Source organism: Mameliella sp. CS4, from assembly GCF_019392335.1.
Lineage (GTDB): Bacteria > Pseudomonadota > Alphaproteobacteria > Rhodobacterales > Rhodobacteraceae > Antarctobacter.
In genome coordinates this window covers 24,260-41,969 of record NZ_JAHXRQ010000021.1, presented here as the reverse complement: position 1 = coordinate 41,969, position 17,710 = coordinate 24,260, and the positions used below count along the sequence as shown (strand labels likewise).

14 protein-coding genes are annotated in these 17,710 nt (G+C 65.3%); 6 read left to right on the top strand and 8 right to left on the bottom strand.

Annotation, left to right across the window (positions count from 1 at the left end; translation table 11 throughout):
- Nucleotides 1-9: 9 nt before the first annotated feature.
- From cybH to KZZ07_RS20620, 8 genes are all read right to left on the bottom strand, one after another.
- Nucleotides 10-768 carry a Ni/Fe-hydrogenase, b-type cytochrome subunit gene (gene cybH / locus KZZ07_RS20650; RefSeq protein ID WP_219516849.1) on the bottom strand — a complete coding sequence of 253 codons (759 nt, stop codon included), beginning with the start codon at nt 766-768 and terminating at the stop codon, nt 10-12.
- The gene (locus KZZ07_RS20645) at nt 765-938 is read right to left on the bottom strand and encodes a hypothetical protein (RefSeq protein WP_219516848.1); all 174 of its coding nucleotides are present in this window, start codon (nt 936-938) and stop codon (nt 765-767) included. Before KZZ07_RS20645 ends, cybH begins: the two co-directional genes overlap by 4 nt.
- A 15-nt stretch (nt 939-953) precedes the next feature.
- Nucleotides 954-2,747 carry a nickel-dependent hydrogenase large subunit gene (locus KZZ07_RS20640; RefSeq protein ID WP_219516847.1) on the bottom strand — a complete coding sequence of 598 codons (1,794 nt, stop codon included), beginning with the start codon at nt 2,745-2,747 and terminating at the stop codon, nt 954-956.
- Between the two features lie 3 nt (nt 2,748-2,750).
- Nucleotides 2,751-3,851, bottom strand: coding sequence for a hydrogenase small subunit (locus KZZ07_RS20635; RefSeq protein WP_219516846.1), 1,101 nt, complete (start codon nt 3,849-3,851; stop codon nt 2,751-2,753).
- Between the two features lie 223 nt (nt 3,852-4,074).
- On the bottom strand, nt 4,075-6,330 hold the full coding sequence (gene hypF, locus KZZ07_RS20630; protein WP_255564493.1) for a carbamoyltransferase HypF: 2,256 nt from the start codon (nt 6,328-6,330) through the stop codon (nt 4,075-4,077).
- Nucleotides 6,327-7,760: a nickel-dependent hydrogenase large subunit gene (locus KZZ07_RS27810; RefSeq protein ID WP_255564492.1), complete on the bottom strand. Its 1,434-nt coding sequence runs from the start codon at nt 7,758-7,760 to the stop codon at nt 6,327-6,329. The genes hypF and KZZ07_RS27810 overlap by 4 nt, the downstream gene beginning before the upstream one ends.
- Nucleotides 7,757-8,749 (bottom strand): NADH-quinone oxidoreductase subunit B family protein, encoded by a 993-nt coding sequence (locus tag KZZ07_RS20625; RefSeq protein WP_219516844.1) that lies wholly within the window; start codon nt 8,747-8,749, stop codon nt 7,757-7,759. Before KZZ07_RS20625 ends, KZZ07_RS27810 begins: the two co-directional genes overlap by 4 nt.
- Complete coding sequence (locus KZZ07_RS20620) at nt 8,746-10,065, bottom strand: sensor histidine kinase (protein WP_219516842.1); 1,320 nt, start codon at nt 10,063-10,065, stop codon at nt 8,746-8,748. Before KZZ07_RS20620 ends, KZZ07_RS20625 begins: the two co-directional genes overlap by 4 nt.
- 398 nt (nt 10,066-10,463) lie before the next feature.
- On the opposite strand from KZZ07_RS20620, the gene KZZ07_RS20615 reads away from it, so the two are divergent.
- The 6 genes from KZZ07_RS20615 to KZZ07_RS20590 all read left to right on the top strand — a co-directional run bounded on the left by KZZ07_RS20615 (nt 10,464) and on the right by KZZ07_RS20590 (nt 17,702).
- Nucleotides 10,464-11,822, top strand: a complete 1,359-nt coding sequence (locus KZZ07_RS20615) for an ABC transporter substrate-binding protein (RefSeq protein WP_219516839.1) — start codon at nt 10,464-10,466, stop codon at nt 11,820-11,822.
- 85 nt (nt 11,823-11,907) lie between these two features.
- On the top strand, nt 11,908-13,155 hold the full coding sequence (locus tag KZZ07_RS20610; protein WP_219516837.1) for a sugar ABC transporter permease: 1,248 nt from the start codon (nt 11,908-11,910) through the stop codon (nt 13,153-13,155).
- Nucleotides 13,152-14,372, top strand: a complete 1,221-nt coding sequence (locus KZZ07_RS20605) for a carbohydrate ABC transporter permease (protein WP_219516835.1) — start codon at nt 13,152-13,154, stop codon at nt 14,370-14,372. Before KZZ07_RS20610 ends, KZZ07_RS20605 begins: the two co-directional genes overlap by 4 nt.
- Nucleotides 14,369-15,613: an MGH1-like glycoside hydrolase domain-containing protein gene (locus tag KZZ07_RS20600; RefSeq protein ID WP_219516834.1), complete on the top strand. Its 1,245-nt coding sequence runs from the start codon at nt 14,369-14,371 to the stop codon at nt 15,611-15,613. Before KZZ07_RS20605 ends, KZZ07_RS20600 begins: the two co-directional genes overlap by 4 nt.
- Nucleotides 15,613-16,659: an ABC transporter ATP-binding protein gene (locus KZZ07_RS20595; RefSeq protein WP_219516833.1), complete on the top strand. Its 1,047-nt coding sequence runs from the start codon at nt 15,613-15,615 to the stop codon at nt 16,657-16,659. Before KZZ07_RS20600 ends, KZZ07_RS20595 begins: the two co-directional genes overlap by 1 nt.
- Nucleotides 16,660-16,739: 80 nt before the next feature.
- Nucleotides 16,740-17,702 carry a LysR family transcriptional regulator gene (locus tag KZZ07_RS20590; RefSeq protein WP_219516832.1) on the top strand — a complete coding sequence of 321 codons (963 nt, stop codon included), beginning with the start codon at nt 16,740-16,742 and terminating at the stop codon, nt 17,700-17,702.
- Nucleotides 17,703-17,710: the final 8 nt, after the last annotated feature.

Below are 17,710 nucleotides of genomic sequence, written 5' to 3'. Positions count from 1 at the left end.
CTGCCGGGATCAGGTCGGATCGTCGTCCTTGAAGGTGCGTGTCCCCGAGATGATGGTCGAGACCATCGACTGCCGGGACATGATGTCTTCGCGGACGGCGGCATAGATGTGGATCATCACGAAAACGACGATGGCCCACATGCCCAGGTGGTGCAGTTGGTGCATGACATGGCTGCCGCCCACGAGATCGCGCAGGGGGCCGAAGATCGTGTCCAGCAGGCTGCCATATCCTTCGGCCTCGGCATAGATCGAGAAACCGGTGAGGATCATGAAGCTCATGCCAAGCGTCATGAAAAGGAACATGGCGATCTGGGCCAGCGGGTTGTGACCGACGTATTTCTTGGGTCGCTTCTTGAGAAAGGCGTACCACTTGGCCTCGTCCACCACCTCGGACCACCAGTGGCGGTTCCAGATCGGCAGGCGGAACAGTTGCCGCGAATGCGAGTTGCCGACGAAGGCCCAGTAGATGCGCCCGAAGAAGCCCACGGTCATGATCATCGCCGCCGCGAAATGGGCAAAACGGATGTAGCCGAACAGGAACTGGTGTGTGGCCTCGCCCATGTCGACGCTGGGCAGGGGCGAGCCGATCAAGTAGCCGGTGACGCAGAGCACAAGGATCGCCGCCGCGTTGATCCAGTGCCAGAGCCGCACAGGCGCCTCGTAGACATAGACCGAGGTATTGCGCGTGATCGTGGCCAGATCCGCCTCGGTCGCGTCCCCCGTCAGGGGGACGGCCGGGTCCGGCCTTTGCGTGGCCTCAAAGTTCATGACGTCCACCGCTTGTGGATCAGCAGCGCCAGCGCGACCACGATCAGCGCAGCGCCCAGCAGGGGCGCGGCATGCGTCATTCCATGCGCTGCCTCCGGCACCGGGGCATGGCCACCGTGGGCCAGCGCGGCACCGGGAAGGAGGGTCAGCAGGGTCACAAGTCGTTTCATGGGTCTTTCCTTCCTTCAGCGAACCTTGACGGTGGTCAGCTCATCACCGTCTTCGGACATGACATGGGTCGAACAGGCCAGGCAGGGGTCGAAGCTGTGCAGGGTGCGCAGGATTTCCACCGGCTCTTCGGGGCGTTCCATCTTGGTGTTCATCAGGCTGGCCTCGAAGGCCCCGATGTTGCCTTTGCTGTCGCGCGGAGAGCCGTTCCAGGTGGTGGGCACCACGCATTGATAGTTCTCGATGCGCCCGTCCTTGATCCGGATCCAGTGGCCCAGAGCGCCGCGCGGGGCCTCTGTCATGCCCACGCCCTTGGCCTCTTTCGGCCAGGTCGAGGGATCCCACTTGGCCACGTTCGCGGTGCTTTCGTCGCCGTTCTTGATGTTGGTCACCAGCTTGTCGAAAAAGTACTTTTGCAGCCGCCCGCAATATTCGGATTCCAGCGCCCGCGCCGCCGTGCGGCCCAGGGTCGAGAAAAGCGCCTCGACCGGCAGGTCCATCGTTCTCAGCAACCCGTTGACCTGGTCCGAGATCTCCTCGTGGCCCTTGGCATAGCCCACGACGTAACGCGCCAGCGGCCCGACCTCCATCGCGTGGCCCTTCCAGCGCGGGGCCTTGATCCAGCTGTATTTCGCGCCTTCGTCGATCTGCTCGATATTGGTGCGGGTGCCCTTCAGGTTCGGCCCCAGCTCGAACTTGGCCTCGGTGACACCGTCCCAGGGGTGCAGCCCCTTGCCCGCCTCGCCGTATTCGTACCACGAGTGATCCACGTATTCCTGGATCTGCTCCGGGTCGCGCGGGTCGACGTCATGCACGGTCGACAGGTCGCCGCCGATGATGGCGCCGCGCGGAAGGTGCAGCTGGTCGGGCGAGAAATCGTTGGGATGTTCGGGGATGTCGCCATAGGCCAGGCAAGCCTGCGAGGACAAACCGCCGCCGTACAGCCAGTTCTTGTAGAACCCGCCGATGGCCACAACATCGGGCAGGTAGACGTTCTTGTTGAACTCGATGCATTTCTCGATGATCGAGCTGACAAGGTTCAGGCGTTCCATGTTGATCGCGCCCACAGCACCTGTGGAATGCACGTTGATCGGGCAGGGCACGCCGCCCACCAGCCAGTTGGGATGCGGGTTCTTGCCGCCAAAGATCGTGTGGACCTTCACGATCTCTTTTTGCAGGTCCAGCGCCTCCAGGTAGTGGGTGGTGGCCATCAGGTCCGCCTCTGGCGGCAGCAGGTAGGCCGGGTTGTCCCAGTAGCCGTTCTTGAACAGGCCCAGCTGGCCGCTTTCGACGAATTGCTTCAGGCGGTTCTGCACGTCGCGGAAGTACCCCGGGGAGGAAAGCGGGTGCGACGGAGAAACCGCCTGCTGCAGCTCGGACGTGGCCTTGGGGTCGGCGCGCAATGCGTTCACCGGGTTGACCCAGTCCAGGGCGTGCAGATGGTAAAAATGCACAACGTGATCGTGAATCTGCAGGTTCAGCTGCATGATGTTGCGGATGGAATTGGCATTGTCGGGGATGGTGATCCCCAGCGCATCCTCCACCGCGCGCACCGAGGTCAGCGCATGGGTGCCGGTGCAGACGCCGCAGATCCGCTCGGTAAAGGCCCATGCGTCGCGCGGGTCGCGGCCCTTGAGAATGACCTCGAGCCCCCGCCACATGGTGCCGGTGGAAACCGCGTTGCGGATGATGCCCTCGTCGTCGACGTTGACCTCGCAGCGCATGTGGCCCTCGATGCGGGTGACGGGGTCGACCACGATGCGCTGGCCGCTGTCGTCAAGGCTGAAGCCGTTGGGTGTCTGCACGACCATGCGTCAGGCCTCCTCGTTGGTTTTGCTGGGGGATTTCTGTGCCTTGCTCTGCGCGGATTTCAGCGCCGAGACAGCGGCATGCAGGGCGATGCCGCCACCGACGACGCCCGCTGCGGCAAGGCCGATCTGGTCGGCGTTCTTTTCCACGCCAAACTGGGTCAGGTCCGTCACCCGGTCATAAAAGGTGCCCTGGTCCCAGAACCCGTCCTCGGAACAGCCGATGCAGCCGTGGCCGGACTGGATGGGGAAACTCACGCCTTCGTTCCAGCGCACGGTGGAACAGGCGTTGTAGGTGGTCGGGCCCTTGCAGCCCATCTTGTAAAGGCAATAGCCCTTGCGCGCGCCGTCGTCGTCCCATTCCTCGACGAACTGGCCGGCGTCGAAATGCGGACGGCGATAGCATTTGTCGTGGATGCGCTGGCCGTAGAACATCGCCGGGCGCCCCTGCCGGTCAAGCTCGGGCAGGCGGTCGAAGGTCAGCATGTAGGTGATGACGCCGGTCATGACCTCGGCGATGGGCGGGCAGCCGGGCACCTTGATGATCGGCTTGTCGGTGATGACCTTGTGCACCGGGGTCGCCTGCGTCGGGTTGGGCTTGGCCGCCTGCACGCAACCGTAAGAGGCGCAGGCGCCCCAGCTGATGATCGCCTTGGCATCCTTGGCGGCGTATTTCAGCTTTTCGACGAAAGGTTTGCCGCCGGAAATGCAGAACATCCCGTCCTCGTTCAGGGGCGGGTTGCCCTCGACGGCGAGGATGTAGTTGCCCCTGTACTTCTCGATCGTCTCCTCAAAGGCGGCCTCTGCGGCGTGGCCTGCGGCCGCCATCAGCGTGTCGTCGTAATCTAGGCTGATCATCGACAGCACCACATCCTTGGCCAGCGGGTGGGCCGAGCGGATGAAGCTTTCGGAACAGCAGGTGCATTCCAACCCGTGCACCCAGATCACGGGGGTGCGTGGCTTGGTTTCCATCGCATTGGCGATCTTCGGCACGAAGGCAGGGCCAAGGCCCAGGGCGCTTGCCGTCAGCGCGCAATATTTCATGAAGCTACGGCGGGTGATCCCCTGCCGGCGCATCACGTCGTAAAAGGTTTCTATCTCGGCCAAGTCTGTCTCCTCCGCCATTGATCCGGACGGCGGGTGCCGCCGATGGGATGTCTCCATCCTCTTGATCGCGCAGGGGCGGGGGCAAAGGCTGCAAAAAAGCACCGGATCGCGGTCGGCGCGATTCCTGCTTTGCGGCTATGGGGTTAGGGCAGTTTTCCCTGCAGTCGAAGGCGGGCCGGGCGGATAGGTCTTTACCGGCCCGTGGCGCCGGGTGGCACCGGGCTTACCGGCGGAGCCTGTGGCGGGCGGCGGCGATCACCGCCTGTCCGAGCGCCAGCCCGCCGTCATTGGCGGGTGTGCGGTGGTGCAGGTAGACGCGGGTCCGGTCCATCCCCAGCGCCTCCAGCGTGTCGCGCAGCAGGCGCGCGTTCTGAAAGCATCCGCCGCTGAGCGCGACATGGTCTGCCTCTCCGGCCTCGACCAGCGCGCGGGCCTCCCGGGCAAAGGCATGGGCGAGGCTGTTGTGGAACAGCGCGGCGCAGTCAGCCTTGCTGGCACCTGCGGATAGGTCGGCGCGCAGGCGGTGGAACAGGGGGGCCGGGTCAACCCCCGAGGCGCCGTGATCCAATGGGACCGGCGGACACTCATGCTCCGATGCCAGCGCCTCCAACCGCATGGCGGCCTCACCCTCGTAGCTTTGGCCGTCCGGGCAGATGCCCAGAACCGCGGCCACCGCATCGAAGAGCCGCCCGGCGCTGGAGCTTTGCGGGGCGTTCAGCCCCTTGCTGGCGGCCATCCGGGCGATTTCCAGCGGCTTGTCCCCGAACAACTGGTCCGCCCAGTCCGACAGCCCTGCCTGGTCCAGCCGGACCAGCGCATTGCGCCAGGGCTCTGCCTGGGCGCGGTCGCCGCCGATCAGCGGCGCGGGCGTCAACCAGGCGCGGCGGTCAAAGCCCGTGTAGTCGCCCAACAGCAATTCCCCGCCCCAGACCGTGCCATCCGGGCCAAGCCCCAGCCCGTCCAGCACAATCCCCGCGACCCGTCCGCCGGTCAGAGCGTGCCCGTTCTCGGCCATGCAGGCGGCCAGATGGGCGTGGTGATGCTGCACCGGTTCCAGCGCCAGGCCCTCGTCACGTGCGCGGGCCTCGCCGTGTCGTGTGGCCTGGAAATCCGGGTGCAGGTCGACGGCCACTACATCGGGGCGATGGTTGAACAGCGCCGCGTAATCCGCATCGGCCTGCAGGAAAGCCTCCAGCGTCAGCGCCTCGTCCAGCTCGCCCAGGTGGTGGCCCAGCAGCGCCTGGCCGTTCTTGAGCAGGCAGAGCGCGGATTTCATCTGGCCTCCATAGGCCACGACCTGCGGAGCGTCGTCGAACCCTTCGGGAAGGGGCAGGGTGTCCGGCACCATGCCGCGCGCCCGGCGCAGGATCATCGGTCCCTCGGGCGTGAGCCGCATCACGCTGTCGTCCAGCCTGCGGGCGATGTCGCGGTCATGGTCCAGGATCGCGTCTGCAATCCCGCCCAGCTTGTCCCGGGCCTCGGCGTTGGCGATCACCTGCGGCTCGCCGGACAGGTTGCCCGAGGTCATGACCAGCGGCCGGGAAACGGCATCCAGAAGCAGGTGGTGCAGCGGCGTATAGGGCAGCATCCAGCCAAGGTGGTTTTGGCCGGGGGCCAGGGCATGGGGCAGGGGATCGCCCTTGGCCAACAGGACGATGGGCGCCGCGGCAGACCCCAGCACCGCGCGTTCTTCGGCGTCAGGCCGGGCGTGGCGGTCTATGTCTTCCCATCGGCCCATCAGCGCCAGCGGCTTGGCCGGGCGGTGTTTGCGGATGCGCAGCTGTTCGATGGCTTCGGAATTTGTGGCGTCGCAGCACAGGTGGAACCCGCCCAGCCCCTTGATCGCCAGAATCGCCCCGTCCAGCAGAGCGCGGGCCGCCGCCGCGATGGCATCGACGTGCGTACCGTCCGCATCTTCGAAGGCCAGTTTCGGGCCACACAGGGCGCAGGCCACGGGTTGCGCGTGAAAGCGGCGGTCGCCGGGATCGGCATATTCGGCGGCGCAGTGTGCGCACATCTCAAAACCCGCCATCGTCGTGCGCGCCCGGTCGTAGGGCAGGCCGTTCAGGATCGTGAAACGCGGGCCGCAATGGGTGCAGTTGGTAAAGGCGTATCCCCTTCGGCGCGGGTCATCGCCCCGGATATCGGCAAGACAATCGGGGCAGGTCGCGGCATCCGGCGTGACACGGGTCTCTGCGCCGCTGCCCTGGCTGGCGGCAATCTCGAAACCGGTGGGCGGGGTGTCGAAGGCATAAGCCGTCGTTTCCACTGCATCGACACGGGCAAGCGGTGGCGCCTCGGCGGTGATCGCGGCGACAAAGCGGTCGATATGCGGGCCTTCGGCATGGATCAGCACGCCCTCAGGGTCATTCAGCACGTCGCCCCGAATGCCCAACCGGTGCGCTAGTTGCCAGATGAAGGGGCGGAACCCGACGCCCTGCACCTGGCCGCGCACGCGGATGCGCAGGGTGCCGGTCAATGGACCGTGCAGACCATGCAGGGGTCGAAACTGCGCACGATGTGCTGCACCGACAATGGGGTTTCCTCGCCCGGTCCGACCGGCGCGCCCTCCAGCGCGGCCTCGACGGGGCCGGGAGTGCCAGCGGCGTCGCGAGGGCTGAAATTCCAGGTTGTCGGCGCGACGATCTGGTAACCGGCAATCCGTCCCTTCTCGACCTTGATCCAGTGACCCAGCGCGCCGCGCGCCGCTTCGACCAGGCCTTCGCCGCTGCCCGCGTCCGGCAGGGCGACATCGGTGATGAAAGGAGCGTCTGTCTGCAGCGCCGAGACCCAGCCTTCCAGCAGGATCTGCGTGCGCGCGATTTCCAGAAGGCGCCCGGCGACCCGAGCCCGGACGTTGGCACCACCGGCGGCAAGATCGCGCGCGGCGGGGTGGCCGTCGATCACCTGCCGGGCCAGGGCGCCGGTTTCGACGGTGCGGCCCGCAAGGCGCGGCGCCTTGCACCAGCTGTAGGCGGGGGCCTGCATGTCTTCGTCGGGGTCGGTCCGGCCCTCGGTCGGGTGGCGCGCCTCGCCCAGCATCCAGGCGTGACTGAGATCCTCGCGGATCTCGGCCGTATCGACAGTGCCAAGCGTGCCATTGTCCCAGGTCCCGGCAGCAAAGGCGCGGCCTTCTGGCTGCGGGTAGGCGCCGAAGGACAGGAACCGCCCCGACCCGTGCCCCATGTCGGCCAGGCCCAGATCCTCGGCGATTTCCATGAACAGGCCCGCATCGCCCAGCGTCCATCCGGTCAGGTCGGCGGCACGTGTCAGCCCGGCGAAATCCTCGATCGGGGCGCCGAACAGCGTGCCCTCAAGGTAGCGGCGAAAGGCGGCCAGGGTGCTGGTCATGCGGATGCGGTCCCGGGGCGTGGGCGCGCGTGTCACGCCGCCGGGCTGGATCGCCAGCGTATGCGGCCACTTGCCCCCAAGCAGACCGACAATGTGCAGGATCTGGGCGCGGGCCTCGACGCAGGCGCGCACGGCGGAGCCTTCCATCGCGGTAAAGCGCGTCACGGCCCGGTCATGCCAGGGCCTCCCGGCATAGGCGGCGCGGGCGAAGTCGGCGCAGAAGAACAGGTTGAAATGGGTCAGGTGATCGCAGAGGTTTTCGACCCCGTGCATGATCGCGGCGGCCAGCGCCCCCTGCGGCGCGGGCGGCAGGCCGGCCATCGACCCAAGCGCCGCCGAGGCGGCAGAGGACTGGCTGATCGAACAGATCCCGCAGATGCGCGGCGTGATCGTCAGCGCGTCCATCGGCGATTTGCCCAGCATCATGATCTCGAACCCGCGGAACATGGGCGAATTGGCATAGGCCTGCGCCACGCGCCCGTCCTTGATTTCCAGCCGGATTTCCAGATCGCCCTCGACACGGTTGAACGGCCCGACCAGCAGTGAACGCTCTGTCATTTGCGCCCCGTCCGCAGAGTGGGTGGCACTTCGATCCGGTCGGCCACAGCGTTCTCGGCCAGTCGCTTGGGCGTGGCCGCCTTGGACAGTGAGGCGAGCGCCATGAACCAGGCCTTGGGCATGTCAGAGGGCAGGCCGACGGGGATGCCCGCGAATTTGGGCGTCTCGGTGAAGGGGTGGTGCGGTTCCTCGAATTCCGGCGCAGTGCAGTTGATACAGGCATAGCCCGCCCGGGTGCAGCAGCTGCCGCCGTTCCAGCCGCGAATATTGCAATCGCCCACCGCCTGCGTGCCGACACAGCCCATGTGTTCCATCATGCAGCCCAGCTGACCGGGTTTCTCGGCGCTGGCCTTGTATTCGTAGAACTCGTTTTTCGGGCAGGCGTGGTGGACAAGGTGTTCGGCATAAAACAGCGGCCGCCCCAGCGCGTCCAGCGCGTCATGGCTCATTTCGCCGCCCGCGATCAGCAGCAGGGTTTCCGTCACCCAGTCGGGATGCGTCGGGCAGCCCGCGACGTTGATGACCGGCATGCCCGAACGGGCGCGAAAGTCGGCGGGCAGAGCGCCGCCGGGATAGCTGCCGTCGTATTGCAGGCCGACGGCCCCGGCGGGATTGCCGCCTGCCGAGGTCATGCCGCCGTAGGTCGCGCAGGTTCCCACGGCGACCACCTGTTCGGCGAGGGGCGCCAATGACCTGACCCAGTCCAGCATGGATCGCCCGGTGCCCGACAGCATCTGGAACCGGCCCGTACCCTTGGGGCCGGTCAGGATCGACCCTTCGACACAGAGGATGTCAAGCGTCTGGCTGCCGTCCTCGATCCCGGCCAGCAGGGCGCGCACCTCGGCGCCGGTCTGTTCGGACAGCGCAGGATGCCAGAGGAACGACAGACCGGCGTCGCGCAGAAGGTCCAGCACGCCGGGGGATTCCGCGCAAAGCAGCGACATGGTACAGCCGCCACAGCCCGCGGATTGCAGCCACAAAATGTTCATGCGTGTCCCTCTGTCGGCAGGGCCAGTTCAAAGCAGCTGCCCTCGGGGCCGGTATAGGCCAGCGTCAGCGCCCCGCCATGTTCTTCGGCGATCTTGTGCGAAATGGACAGGCCTAGCCCGGTGCCCTTGCCGACCTGTTTGGTGGTGAAGAACGGGTCGAAGATCGACCCGGCGATCGCCTCGGGGATGCCCGGGCCATTGTCGATCACCCGCAACAGCACCTGATCGTCTCGCTCCAGGACGTGCAGGCGCAGGGTGGGTGTGCCGGTGTCGGACAGGGCGTCGATGGCGTTCTGCACCAGGTTCATGACGATTTGCTGGACATGGCCGGGATTGCCCCAGGCCAGCCGCCGGGCATCGTCGTCAAAGGTGATCTGGACGGCGGTCCGCGAGGTGCGCACCACCCAATCCGCGGCAATCCGCGTGGTGGCCATCATGTCGAAGGCCGACCGTTCGCCGGTGCCGTCCGCGCTGAGGCGACGCAGGTCGTCGACGATGTCGCGGACCCGTTCGGCGCCGTCCTTGGCGCCGTCGATCGCGGTGCGCAGGTTACGCACGGTCTTTTCCAGCTTGAGTTCGTCCCGCAGCGCGACCAGCTCCGGGCGGCTCTTGCCGGCCTGGACGGCCTCGAAATAGGTTTCGAACCGCTTGGTGTATTTTTCCAAACCGTGGGTGTTGGCATAGACAAAGCTGATCGGGTTGTTCAGCTCATGTGCCACCCCGGCGACAAGGCGGCCCAGCGATGCCAGCTTTTCGTTGCGGACAAGCTGTGTCTGCGCTTGTTGCAGCGCCTCGTGGCTGGCCTCCAGCTCCATGTAGGCATTGCGCAATTCGCCCAGCGGGCGCCCGACCAGGACAACGCCCCGGCTGCGTCCGCGCTGGTCGAGCCGGGGACTGACGCTGATTTCCAGCGGCGTGGCGCCGTCGCCGGTCAGGAAGCGGGCCTCGACCGTCGTGGGTTCGCGGCTCAGCATCACCTTGTCGACCGCGGCCAGCAGGCCGTCCTTGTCACCATCCTCCAGCAGATCGCCAAGGGAGGTCCCGCTGCTTGCAGCTGTCGCGCCCAAGATCTTTTCGATGGCGCCGCCTGTGCGTTCGATGGTGCGGTTCTTGTCCACGACGATCAGCAGGTCGGACATGGATGACAGGACCGAGGCCATGAACTGGCGCATCTCGTCCAGCTCGCGGTTCTGCTTTTCCAGCAACTCCTGGTAGTCGACCAGCTCTGAATAGGTGCGGTCCATCGCGGCGATGACGTCCCGCCAGGTGTCTTCGCTGACGGGATGCATCGGATCATCTGCGGGCGAGGGTGTCATTCTGGCCTCCTTGACGGGCAGAGTAATACGCAGGCCGGAATACGCAAGGAGAGGCGGCCCACCGGGCGGTTGCAGGATGAAGCCGGTCATGGGGCGAGGCGCGCCGAGTGGGGGCTGCAAGCGCTTTGGGAACCCTGCAAAAAACCTGCGCGAACGGAGAGGCGATTGGGGCTGAAAACCTGACATTTTCCGGCACGAAATGCTGCGCCGCAGAGCGCGGCAGCCTTGCGGGCCTGACATTGCCCGCCGCAAGCGTTTGCCTAATTTTCGAGCAATATTAAGGGGCTGCTGGTTGATGTGCTGCCCGAGTAATCGACGCCACGCTAGAAAAATCGCTACAACTGGAGTAGGTCATGGAAAACGACCGATAAGAATCAAAGCGCATTGGGAGGTGCGAAATGCCCATCAAATCACCAAACACTTTATCCCGTCTTCTGACGACTGCGGCGCTTGGCCTTGCGCTGGGCGCGGGCTCTGCTGCGGCGGATATCCGGTTCTGGACAACCGAGGAACAGCCCGAGCGGCTGGCCAAGCAGAAGGAGATGGCCGAGGCCTTCGAGGCGGAAACCGGGATCGGGGTCGAGGTGATCCCTGTGTCCGAATCCGATCTGGGCACGCGCGCCACCGCGGCCTTTGCCGCCGGCGATCTGCCGGACGTGATCTATCATACGTTGCAATACGCACTGCCCTGGGTCGAGGCGGGTATTCTGGATGCCGAGGCCGCGACCGAGGTGATCGACGCGCTGGGCACCAGCACTTTTGCCCCCGGCGCGCTGGACATGGCCAAGACTGATGACGGATGGGCCAGTGTTCCGGTGGATGGCTGGACGCAGATGATCGTCTACCGCAAGGACCTGTTCGACGAGGCGGGATTGGCGCCGCCCACCACCTATGCCGCCGTGACCGCCGCCATCGAGGCGCTGCACAACCCGCCCGAGATGTTCGGCTTTGTCGCCGCCACCAAGGTGGATGAAAACTTCATGAGCCAGGTGCTGGAGCATGTCTTCCTCGCCAATGGTGCGACGCCCGTGGGTCCCGAGGGGTTCACCGGCTTCGACGAGAAGAAGACCATCGAGGTGCTGGAGTTCTACAAGGTGCTGGCCGATGCCTCGCCCGACGGTGAGCTGTACTGGGATCAGTCGCGCAGCCTGTATTTCGCAGGCGACGCGGCGATGATCATCTGGTCGCCCTTTATCCTGGACGAACTGGCCGGCCTGCGCGACAGCGCGCCGCCGACGATCAACGAGGACCCGACCTCTTCGGCGCTGGCCTCGATGACCGGGATCGTGACCAACTTTGCCGGTCCGTCCAACCCCGATGGCGCGGCCTGGGGCGACATCCGCTATTTCGGCATCACCGCCGACGCGGATTTCGACGACGCCCAGGAATTTATCAAGTATTCGATGGACACCGGCTATACCCAGACGCTGTCCATCGCGCCCGAGGGCAAGTTCCCGGTCCGGCGCGGCACCCAGGACGACCCGACCGCCTTTGTCGATGCCTGGTCCAAGCTGGACGTGGGCGTGGACCGCAAGGCGCCGCTGAGCGAGCTTTACGCCGACGCGATGATCGACGAGATCGTCGGCGGGCTGGACGTGGCGCAGCGCTGGGGCGTCAAGGACGGTCAGCTGGCGCTGGCCTCCAAGATCATCAACAGCCAGACGGTCAACCGTGTCGTCCGCGAATACATCGACGGCAACATCTCTGGTCCCGACGCGGTCAAGAAGATGAACGAGGAATTGGCCGACATCGAGTGATGCCGGACCTTCGGGCGGCGGGCCTTGGGTCCGCCGCCCGCGCGGACCTGGCCCCAGGCCAGCGTCCGATAGGGGGGACTGCGACATGAGCGACAGCACCGGACCGGCCTCGGGGCCGCCAAGGGGCACTGGCCCCCTCCTGAAACGCGAGGCGCGGCTGGCCTGGGGGCTTTTGTTGCCGACGCTGGCCATCGTCTCGGCGGTGGTTGTCCTGCCACTGCTGGCGATCTTCTGGATCAGCTTCAAACCCATCGGCCTGGCGGACCTGCGTCCGCCCGCGCCCGTGGTCCGCGAGAGCCTGCGCGGCTCTGGTGACGAGCTGCGCCTGCAATACCGTGTCCGCAACTCCTCGCAATCGGAGCCGATCACCGGTGTCACGCTGTCGGACAGTCTGCCCGACAGCCTGAGCGTCGTGACAGCCGACCCGCGCTGTACCTTCGACGGGGCCGATTTCACCTGTGATCTTGGCGATCTTGATGGCGGCGGACGCGACGAGGTCGAGATCTTCGTGGCGCTGCAAGGGGATGAGGACACCGCTGAAGAGGCCGCCGAGGGCAGCGACCCCCGTATGACCGGGCGCAGCACCAACATCCTGACGAACTTCGATTTCACGCTGGAAAACTTCGACCGTATCTTTAGCGGGGACGAGTTCTGGGGCGTGCTGGGGGTGACGCTCTTCTACACCGTCTTCGGCACGCTGGGGGCGCTGATCTTTGGTCTGTTCGCGGCCATGTTGCTGAACAAGGAATTTCGCGGTCAGGGCATCCTGCGTGGGCTCTACCTGTTTCCCTATGTCGCCCCGGTGATCGCCGTGGCCTTTGCCTGGATCATCCTGTTCGATCCCTTTTCCGGCTCGGCCAACGCGCTTTTGATCCAGATGGGAGTCACCAGCTCCAGCATCAATTTCTTTGGCGACAGGCCCTTGGCGCTGATCATGGTCACGGTCTTTGAGATCTGGCGCTATTTCCCGCTGTCCTTCCTGTTCATCCTGGCGCGGATGCAGTCGATCGACACCGACATGTACGAGGCCGCCGACATGGACGGCGCGTCGCCCTTCCAGAAGTTCTGGTACCTGTCGCTGCCGCAACTGCTGGGCATTCTCAGTGTGCTGTTCCTTCTGCGCTTCATCTGGACCTTCAACAAGTTCGACGACATCTTCCTGCTGACCGGGGGCAACGCGGGCACCCGGACCCTGACGGTCAATGTCTACGAACAGGCCTTTGCCATCTCGAACATCGGGGCAGGGGCGGCGGTCGCGGTGGTGGTCTTTTGCTGTCTCGTGCTCTTTTCGATCCTGTTCTTCCGCTATGTCAGCCAGGAGGAAGGCCTATGAGTGCGCTGCGTTTCGGCTATGTCACTGGCCCGGTCCTGGGCGCGCTCTGGCTGTTCGTTCTGGCGACGACACTGGCGGTGCTGATGTCCTTTGCCACCGGCGATCCGTTCAGGCCGGCGGGCCTGTGGTCCCTTTTCTGGGGGGCGGCGCTGGGGCTGGGACTTGTTGCGCTGCGCCCGGGACAGGGGATCGCCTCCCTGGCGGCGGGTGTGGCCTTTGTCCTGCTGGCGGTGATCGGTATTGGCCCCGTCGCGTCGGGAGAGTCGGCCTCGACCCTGTGGAAACTGGTCGGCAGCGGGGCGCTGGGGCTGGCGACGGGCTGGTCGCTGCATGTGATCCTGGGGCGTCTGCCCGGCATGGGCGCGCTGACCCGGCACGAGTTCGAAGAGGCGGTGATCCGCTTCCTGACCGGGTTTGGCTATATCTTCTTCACCGCCATCGTCGCCATCCCGTTTTACGTGATGGTGATGACGAGCCTTAAGAACCAGTCGGAGCTGATCCAGAACCCGCTGGATTTCACCATCGACCTGTCGCAGGGCTGGGGCCTGTTCCGCAGCTATGTCGAGCTTTTCGCCGACTTCAACTTCGGCAGCTACCTCTGGACCTCCTTCTATGTGTCAGTGCTGACGGTACTGTTAACGCTGGCCTTTTCGATCCCCGGCGCCTACGCGGTGGCGCGGCTGCGGTTCCGGGGGCGGGCGGCCTTTTCGCGCTCGATCCTGCTGATCTACATGGTCCCGATGATCGTTCTGGCCTTGCCGATCTACATCGCCTTTTCGATGACCGGCCTGCGCAACACGATCTTCGGGATCGTGCTGATCTATCCCGTCACCACCATCCCGGTCGCCCTTTACATGTTGCAGGGCTATTTCCGTGGCCTTCCGGCCGAGGTTGAAGAGGCCGGGCTGATGGACGGGCTGTCGCGGCTGGCGGTGATCTGGAAGATCACCCTGCCGCTGTCGCTGCCGGCGCTGGCAAGCGTCTCGCTCTATGTCTTCATGATCGCCTGGAATGAGTTTCTGCTGGCCTTCATGCTGCTGGACGATCCGTCGAAGTTTACCCTCACGCGCGGCATCGCCTCGCTCAACTCGTCCGAGATCCCGCGACAGCACCTCATGGCGGGCGCGGTGGTGGCCACCGTGCCGATCATGGCGCTGTTCCTGGGGCTGGAGCGGTTCATGACCAAGGGCCTGACGGCCGGGAGCGTCAAGGGATGACGACACGAGACGAAGAGGCCCGTGCCATCCTCAAAGGCAATGACCGGGGCGGCTATACCGTGCCCACCGCAGGGCTGTATCCCTACCAGTGGAACTGGGACAGCGTCTTTGCCGCCATCGGTTTTGCCGAACACGACATGGATCGCGCCTGGACAGAGATCGAGACGCTGATGAGCGGGCAGTGGTCCAATGGCATGGTCCCGCATATCCTGTTTCACAAGGTCGACCCCAGCTATTTCCCCGGTCCTGACATCTGGCGCGGTGTGGGGCCTATCCCGTCCTCGGGCATCTCGCAGCCGCCCATCGCGGCGACCTTTGCCCGCTGGCTGCTGGACATGGACAACGCGTTCGAGGATCGGGCGCGGGCGCTGGTGCCCGGGCTGATCGACTGGCACCGCTGGTTCATGACCTGGCGCAACGAGGGCGGGGCCATCGTCGTTACCCACCCTTGGGAGACGGGCCGCGACAACTGCCCCGACTGGGACGGCCCCTTTGCCGCCATCGAACCCGAAGGGATCGAGCAGTATTATCGCCGCGACACGACCCATGTGGTCGAAGAAGAACGCCCGCGCCGCTGGGACTATGACCGCTATCTCTACCTGGTGAAACTGGGGGCGGAATGTGGTTGGGACGAGGCGCATCTGCGCGAGATCACGCCCTTTCGCGTCGCCGATCCGACGATGACCTTTACCCTGCTCAGGTCCACCCGTGACCTGCGGGTGCTGGCAGAGCGGATGGGCTTGCCCACGGATGAGCTGGACGGCTGGATCGGTGAGATGGAGGGCGGCAGCGAGCGGCTCTGGAATGCCGAGCTTGGCAGCTATGATTGTCTCGACATCCGGTCGGGGCAGCATACGGGCGTTGTGTCGAACGCCTCTTTCCTGGCGTGGTACGCCGGGGTGGGCGGCGACCGGATGCAGGGGCATTTCGACCGGATTGCCGGGACAACCCGTTACTACGTCCCCTCCACCGATCCGGCGCATCCGTCCTATGAACCGAAACGCTACTGGCGCGGGCCGGTCTGGGCGATGATGAACATGCTGATCGCCACCGGCCTGCATGAGGCGGGCCATGAAGACCGGGCCGAGGCGCTGCGTTTCAATACGCGCGACATGATCGCGGAAAACGGTTTTGCCGAGTATTTCGACCCACGCGACGGCGCAGCGGCGGGTGGGCGCAATTTTACCTGGACGGCGGCAATCTGGCTGGCCTGGGCGTCGGACAGCGCAAGGAGGACGTGATGGGGGCGATAACTCTGGACAAGGTCGAGAAGTGGTTCGGCGACCTGCAGGTGATCAAGGGCATCGACCTGACCATCGCGGATGGCGAGTTCGTGGTCTTTGTCGGCCCCTCGGGCTGTGGCAAGTCCACGCTTTTGCGGATGATTGGCGGGCTTGAGGAAATCAGCCGGGGCAAGCTGTTGATCGACGGGCAGGACAAGACCGCCGATCCGCCGTCCAAGCGCGGCCTGACGATGGTGTTCCAGTCCTACGCGCTTTACCCCCACATGTCGGTGGGCGAGAACATGGGCTTTTCGCTCAAGACCGCCGGCGCGCCCAAATCCGAGATCAAGGCCAAGGTGGATGAGGCCGCGCGGGTGCTGAAACTGGAACCCTACCTTGACCGGCGCCCCAAGGCGCTGTCGGGCGGCCAGCGGCAGCGGGTGGCCATCGGGCGCTCGATCGTGCGCGATCCGACGGCCTTCCTGTTCGATGAGCCCCTGTCGAACCTCGATGCCGCGCTGCGGGTCGAGATGCGCTATGAAATCGCAAAGCTGCATAAGGCGCTGGCCCGCACGATGATCTATGTCACCCATGACCAGGTCGAGGCGATGACGCTGGCCGACCGGATCGTGGTGCTGGAATTCGGCGTGATCGCCCAGGTCGGCAGCCCGCGAGAGCTGTACGAAAAGCCCGCCAACCTCTTCGTCGCGCAATTCATCGGCTCACCCAAGATGAACGTGCTTGACTGTATCACCGGCAACGGCCGCTTTACGCTGGAGGGCGCGCGGGGTGGGGTCTACGAAGGCGATCACCCGGCGGTCAAGGTGGGCATCCGGCCCGAACATATCCGGATTGGCGCCGAGGGTGAGGGTATGATGGACGGCACCGTCGACGTTCTGGAATACCTTGGGGCCGATACCTTCCTGATCGTGGACTGCGGGCCTTTGGGCCAGGTCACGGTGCGGACCGATGGCGACACCTCCGCCAGGGAAGGCGACCGGATCGGCTTGATCGCACCGCCGGAACGGCTGCATTTCTTTGACGCCGACGACAAGGCCGTCTGAGGTGCCTGCCCTCCGTTGCGCCGGGGAGGTTTCCGGCCGATAGTGCCGGGAACGGTTGGTTTTCAAACGGATGGACCCGGTTGGATCTTCGGCACCTGGAAGTCTTCGACGCGATCATGCGCTCCGGCTCCGTCTCGGCGGCGGCGCGGGAACTGGGTATCACCCAGTCCGCGGTCAGCCGTATCCTGGGCCGGTTCGAATCCCGCCTTGGGTTTGACCTCTTCACGCGGGCCAACGGGCGGCTGACGCCGACCCGGCAAGCCAGCGCGGTCCTGGCGCAGGCGCGCGGTATCCTCGAGGCGGTTTCGCGGCTGGAAGTCATGTCCACCCGTGCCGCCGCACCCAGCCCAGAGCTTGTCTTTGTCACCGTGCCCTCGCTGTCTTACGGGCTGGTGCCCTCTGTTCTGCGCGCTTTCGCGGCGCGCAAGCCCGAGGTGCGGTTCGGGTTTGACGTGCGCACGACAGAGGCGGCCATCGACGTCATGGTCCGACGCGAGGCCGAATTTGCCGTGGTCGCCCTGCCGGTGTCGCATCCGACACTGCAGGTGACGCCTCTCTTTCGGACGGTCAGTTGCGCAGTGATGCGGCACGACCACCCGCTGGCAGGAAAACCGCTGGTGCGGCCAGCGGACATGGCGGGTGAAAAGATGATCTTTCTGTTGCGGCGGCAGCCGACCCGCCAGTTGATCGAAGACGCCTTTTCGCGCGAAGGTCTGACCCCGGACATCCGGATCGAGACCTCGAACGTCGCCACCGCCTGCCGTTGCGCGGCAGAGGGGCTGGGCGTGGCCGTCGTCAACGGGATGATGGCGGGCTACGCGGCCACCGCCGAACTGGCGATCCGCCCGTTCGAGCCGCGTGTACACCATACCGTCGCCCTGGTAGAGCACGCCGGGCGAGAGCGCAGTCCCGACACCCAGACCTTTGTCGACTGCCTGTTGTCCGAGGTCCGTGGCAAGTTCCAGACGCTGGGCCTGCCGCTGGAGATCCTGGCGGACACCACCCATTCCGATCCGGAATACCCTTTTTCCGTACCTTCATAAGATTGCGC

What these genes read in the sequence shown, in the direction of transcription:
- cybH (WP_219516849.1), bottom strand. Translation starts at nt 768, where the DNA reads ATGAACTTTGAGGCCACGCAAAGGCCGGACCCGGCCGTCCCCCTGACG.
- KZZ07_RS20645 (WP_219516848.1), bottom strand. Translation starts at nt 938, where the DNA reads ATGAAACGACTTGTGACCCTGCTGACCCTCCTTCCCGGTGCCGCGCTG.
- KZZ07_RS20640 (WP_219516847.1), bottom strand. Translation starts at nt 2,747, where the DNA reads ATGGTCGTGCAGACACCCAACGGCTTCAGCCTTGACGACAGCGGCCAG.
- KZZ07_RS27810 (WP_255564492.1), bottom strand. Translation starts at nt 7,760, where the DNA reads ATGACAGAGCGTTCACTGCTGGTCGGGCCGTTCAACCGTGTCGAGGGC.
- KZZ07_RS20625 (WP_219516844.1), bottom strand. Translation starts at nt 8,749, where the DNA reads ATGAACATTTTGTGGCTGCAATCCGCGGGCTGTGGCGGCTGTACCATG.
- KZZ07_RS20620 (WP_219516842.1), bottom strand. Translation starts at nt 10,065, where the DNA reads ATGACACCCTCGCCCGCAGATGATCCGATGCATCCCGTCAGCGAAGAC.
- KZZ07_RS20615 (WP_219516839.1), top strand. Translation starts at nt 10,464, where the DNA reads ATGCCCATCAAATCACCAAACACTTTATCCCGTCTTCTGACGACTGCG.
- KZZ07_RS20610 (WP_219516837.1), top strand. Translation starts at nt 11,908, where the DNA reads ATGAGCGACAGCACCGGACCGGCCTCGGGGCCGCCAAGGGGCACTGGC.
- KZZ07_RS20605 (WP_219516835.1), top strand. Translation starts at nt 13,152, where the DNA reads ATGAGTGCGCTGCGTTTCGGCTATGTCACTGGCCCGGTCCTGGGCGCG.
- KZZ07_RS20600 (WP_219516834.1), top strand. Translation starts at nt 14,369, where the DNA reads ATGACGACACGAGACGAAGAGGCCCGTGCCATCCTCAAAGGCAATGAC.
- KZZ07_RS20595 (WP_219516833.1), top strand. Translation starts at nt 15,613, where the DNA reads ATGGGGGCGATAACTCTGGACAAGGTCGAGAAGTGGTTCGGCGACCTG.